The sequence below is a fragment of the Planomonospora algeriensis genome, assembly GCF_977012225.1.
Window position 1 is genome coordinate 1 of record NZ_CDRNDK010000470.1, and the last position, 4,659, is coordinate 4,659.

The window sequence follows — 4,659 nt, forward strand, 5'->3', positions numbered from 1 at the left end:
CCGTACCGCGCGGTGAGGCGCCGTCCGCCCAGGCCAGGCCGTCCGGCGGCGTGAGGCCGTCGGGGGAGGGGGAGCCCGTCAGGAGGGACGAGGCCGTCCGGGGGAGGGAGGCCGCCCTCCGGCGGGGAGAGCGGGCCGGAGGGCGGGCCCGCCTCCCGCGGAGACGGGGCGGGAGGCGGAGCGGGAGAGCGCGGCTCCGACGGGGCGGGCGCCCTCGACCAGCGCTTCAGCAGCGCCTACGTCTGCAGGCGCCTGCCCCGCGGCGACTGGCGCCACTCCTACTGCGTACAGGTGTGGGAGGACTTCAGGCGGACCAACGGCCTGCCCTGAACGGCCTGCCCTGACAAGACCCGATCCCCGCGCCGGACGATTCGCCGCCCGCAGGCCGGCGGCTCCGCGGTCCTCCTCACCCGGGGGGCGGAGAGAGGGACGGGAGGGCGGCGACGGCGGCCTCGCGGTCCACCCCGGTGGCCTCCAGCAGGTCGACGACGACGGACCGCAGCTGGGCGGTCATGGCGTCGGTGGAGAGCCCCGACCGGCCGGGGGGCAGCTCGGCCAGCCGGGCCGCCACCCCCATGACCGCGGCCCTGGTCCCGTCGGGCGGGCGACCGGCCGCGAGCTCGTCGCGGAACAGGAGCACCGCGTCGGCGAGCTCCCGCAGGGCCACCGGGAACGCGGGAGACGGCGACTCCGCCTGGCTCAGGGCGACGAGGGCCCGCCGGGACAGCACCCGCATGTTCCGCAGCGCGTGGTCGACCGGCACCCAGGCCGTCTCGTACCTGAGGAACCGCTGGCGCCGGCGGCGGCGCAGCGGCGCGATGGCCGTGATCTCCCGGCCCGTCTCCAGCGCCTGGCCGAACGCCTCCACCGAGGACTGGGTCCCCCTGGCCTCCTCCAGCACGGCCGAGGCACGCTCCGGATCGCCCTGCTCCATGGCCTCCGCCGTACCGCTGAGCGCGGCGGCCAGCGCCTCGAGGACGGCCTCGGCATGCCGGTGCACGATGGCGGCCGGGCTGGCGGGCAGCAGCGCGACGGCGGCGATGCCCAGCACCCCACCGATCAGCGCGTCGACCATGCGGTCCAGCCCTCCGGTGTCGCCGGGCGGCAGCAGGGTGGCGACCAGGACCGCCGACGACCCCGCCTGCAGCACGATCAGCGTGCCGCTGTCCAGCAGCACCGCGGTGCCCATCGCCAGGGCGACGACGAGGGCGATCTGCCAGGGCCCGGAACCGATCTGCAGGATCAGCAGGTCGCCGACGCCCACCCCCAGGCTCACCCCGGCGACCAGCTCGGCGGCCCGCCGCAGCCGCTGGCCGACGGCCACGCCGATGCAGACCACCACGGCGATCGGCGCGAAGAAAGGACGCGCGTGGCCGAACAGATCCGTGGCCACGACCCACGCGAGCCCGGCCGCCACGGAGCACTGGACGATCGAAGGGCCCATGAAGGCCAGCCGCCGCAGCCGGCCCCGCACATCGACCTCCACGCACCCTCCTCCTGACGTGCTCTTCCCGCAGATGCTGCCACACCGGCCCGGCACACCGGCCGACGAGTACCGCGCCGATCCCCGGGTAGCCGAGGGCGGGTCAGGACGGGCGACGGAGGGGGACGGACGTGGGAAACGGGGCCGGGGCGGGACCGGAGCGGCTGCGGGAGGTCGCCCGCGAGGTCTTCGGATGGGAGGACCTGCGCGACGGCCAGCTCGAGGCCATGCGCCACCTGCTGGACGGCGGCGACGCGCTCGTGGTCATGCCGACCGGCAGCGGGAAGTCGGCCGTCTACCAGGTGCCCGCACTGCTGCTCGACGGGCCCACGGTCGTCGTCTCACCGCTGATCGCCCTCCAGCGCGACCAGGTCGCGGGCCTCGCCGAGACCGACGCGGGAGGGGCCGTCGCGGTCAACTCCGCGCAGTCCGGCGGCGAGGCCTCCCTGGAGGCCGTACGGGCGGGCCGCGCCGAGTTCGTCTTCCTCTCGCCCGAGCAACTCGCCAAACCCGAGACCGTGGACCGGCTGCGCGCCGCGAGGCCCTCGCTGATCGCCATCGACGAGGCGCACTGCGTCTCCGCCTGGGGGCACGACTTCCGCCCCGACTACCTGCGGCTCGGCCAGGTCGTCGAACGGCTCGGCCACCCGCCTGTGGTGCGCTGACCGCCACCGCCACCCCGGCGGTCCGCGAGGAGATCACGGCGTCGCTGGGCCTGCGGGACGCGCTCCACGTGGTGCGGGGGTTCGACCGGCCCAACCTCGGCTTGGAGGTCCGCCGCTTCGTCACCGACGAGGACCTGCGGCGCGCGCTCGTGGAGGACGCCGCCACCCGCACCGGCCTCGGCCTGGTCTACGTCGCCACCCGCCGCGCCGCCGAGGAGTACGCCGAGGCGCTCCGGGAGGCGGGCCGCAGGGTCGAGCCGTACCACGCGGGCCTGAAGGCGGCCGACCGGCACCGCGTCCACGAGATGTTCCGCGACGACGAGCTGGACGTCGTCGTGGCGACCTCGGCGTTCGGCATGGGCATCGACAAGCCCGACGTGCGGTTCGTGCTGCACGCCGCCCCGCCGGAGTCGCCCGACTCCTACTACCAGGAGATCGGCAGGGCCGGGCGGGACGGGGAACCCGCCGCCGCCGTGCTGTTCTACCGGCCCGAGGACCTGGGACTGCGCCGGTTCTTCGCCGGAGGCAGGGCCGACGAGGAGCTCCTGCTGCGGATCGCGACGCTGATCCGCGGGCACGGCGGCACCGTGCCCGCCCGCGAGCTGCGTGAGGTGCTCGACGTCGGCGCCACCCGGCTGACCCGGGCGGTGAACCTGCTGGAACGCGCGGGCGCCGTCGAGGTCACCGCCGAGGGCGACCTGCGCGCGGTCCCCGGCGGGCCCGATCCGGAGAGCGCCGTGGAGACGGCGGTGGAACTGGAGGAGACCCGCCGCCGCATCGACGACTCGCGCATCGACATGATGCGCGCCTACGCCGAGACCACCGGGTGCCGCCGCCGGTTCCTGCTGGAGTACTTCGGCGAGCCGTACGAGCGGGCCTGCGGGGACTGCGACACCTGCCGGGCCGGTGTCGCCGAGGCCCCCGAGGTCGACGACGGCCCATTCGCGATGCACGCCCGGGTACGGCACAGCGCCTGGGGCCCGGGAACGGTGATGAGCCGGGAGAACGACCGGGTCACCGTTCTGTTCGAGGAGGTCGGTTACAAGACGCTCTCCCTGGAGGCCGTCGAGCGCGACCACCTGCTGGTGGCCGGTTGAGGAGGAACCGTCAGCGGGATCGATGGGCGCGACCCGGGGGAACACCCGCGGAGCGGGATGCGGACAGGGGCCAGGGCCGCGCGGACGGCCTCAGTCGTCCCCGAAGACCTCGGCGGTGGCGGTGGCGGTGGCCGCGCGGGTCACCCAGGCGGTCAGGACCTCGGGGTCGGTGCAGGAGGCGATCCGCTCACGCTGGGAAGCGCTCGGCGTGAGCCCGCGGGTCTCCAGGATCAGGACCAGCATCTCCGCTTTCGTGTGCACCTCCGTGTGCGCCTTCGTGCGTGCCTCTGCGATGGCCTCCCGCCGTCGCATGAGCCGCTCGATGCCGCTCTCGGTCTCCGGGGTGAGGGTGCTCATGATCTCCTCCAGCCGTGCGCGGACCGGCTCCGCGAGATGTCCATAAAGGTAATCGTAATAAACAGGGCCCCGCTCGTCCTCGACCTCGGCCATGGCGGTTCCCACCGTGGCCACGACGTCGAAGTCGTCGCTGTGCGCGATCGCGCACAGCACGGCGAGCTCCGGGGAGGCCAGCACGTCCTCGGTGGTGCGGGGGAGGGGGAGCTGGTCGGGGCCGACGACGACCGGGCGGAGCAGCATGCACGAGTCGGTCGGCATGATCGGCCGGTCGTAGCGGGCGGCGACGGCCTTGTTGAGGCAGACCACGACGAGGAGCACCGCGCACCGGTGCCGCCCCATCAGGCCGCCGACGTAGGCCGCCCAGGACCAGACCTTCCGGTCGTCCCACGCTCGCTGGACCTCCACGATCACGAAACGCCGGCCGCCGCCGGGACCCTCGACCGAGATGACCGAGTCCGCCATGTACTCGGCGGGCAGCCGCTCGTTCAGCTCCACCGACTCGAGGCGGGCGTCGTGGTATCCGTCCGGCTGGGCTTTCAGCCCCAACGCGAGGAGCTCCAGGGCGAAGGCGGGACGGCGTCTGGTCATCTCCAGGGGCATCTCGTGCTCATGGCCGGGGGACACGGCTCTCCCTTCAAAAGGTAATCATTACTTTACTCTCCGTGTCGAGTGGTGTTGCCCGATGGGGCTGCGGCCCCGATCCGGAAGGAGCGGATCGGGATGGGCGGCGTCGTCAGTGGAAGACGCTCCGTCGCTCGCGACGACGGATGAGCGAGTATCCGGACGCGGGACCAGCCGGGTCGCCGTGTCTCAACGGTCCGGATCGGATGATGGGAAGGAAACCGCTGACGAACCTCGCTCCAAGGGGCGGCATGGCGTCAGCGCCGGTGTTGAGAGCAGCCCGAAGCGATCGGGCACAGAAAAAAGCCCCAAGCTCTCGGCCAAGACCGTGAGCTGGGGCTTGTCTCCCGTTCGACCGGGATGAAGCCGGTCGTGGAGCGTGGTGGACGATACAGGGATTGAACCTGTGACCTCTTCCGTGTCAGGGAAGCGCTCT

General features: G+C 73.4%; 4 protein-coding genes. 2 read left to right on the plus strand and 2 right to left on the minus strand.

Annotated features, from left to right (window positions below; all coding sequences use genetic code 11):
• Window positions 1-406: 406 nt before the first annotated feature.
• Window positions 407-1,486, minus strand: a complete 1,080-nt coding sequence (locus tag ACWJ6R_RS30445) for an FUSC family protein (RefSeq protein ID WP_449065526.1) — start codon at window positions 1,484-1,486, stop codon at window positions 407-409.
• 128 nt (window positions 1,487-1,614) lie between these two features.
• On the opposite strand from ACWJ6R_RS30445, the gene ACWJ6R_RS30450 reads away from it, so the two are divergent.
• The gene (locus ACWJ6R_RS30450; protein WP_449065527.1) at window positions 1,615-2,148 is read left to right on the plus strand and encodes a DEAD/DEAH box helicase; all 534 of its coding nucleotides are present in this window, start codon (window positions 1,615-1,617) and stop codon (window positions 2,146-2,148) included.
• Window positions 2,149-2,219: 71 nt separating this feature from the next.
• Complete coding sequence (locus tag ACWJ6R_RS30455; protein WP_449065528.1) at window positions 2,220-3,245, plus strand: DUF3553 domain-containing protein; 1,026 nt, start codon at window positions 2,220-2,222, stop codon at window positions 3,243-3,245.
• 90 nt (window positions 3,246-3,335) lie between these two features.
• Here ACWJ6R_RS30455 and ACWJ6R_RS30460 read toward each other — a convergent pair whose 3' ends face one another.
• Window positions 3,336-4,226 (minus strand): hypothetical protein, encoded by an 891-nt coding sequence (locus ACWJ6R_RS30460; protein WP_449065529.1) that lies wholly within the window; start codon window positions 4,224-4,226, stop codon window positions 3,336-3,338.
• Window positions 4,227-4,659: the final 433 nt, after the last annotated feature.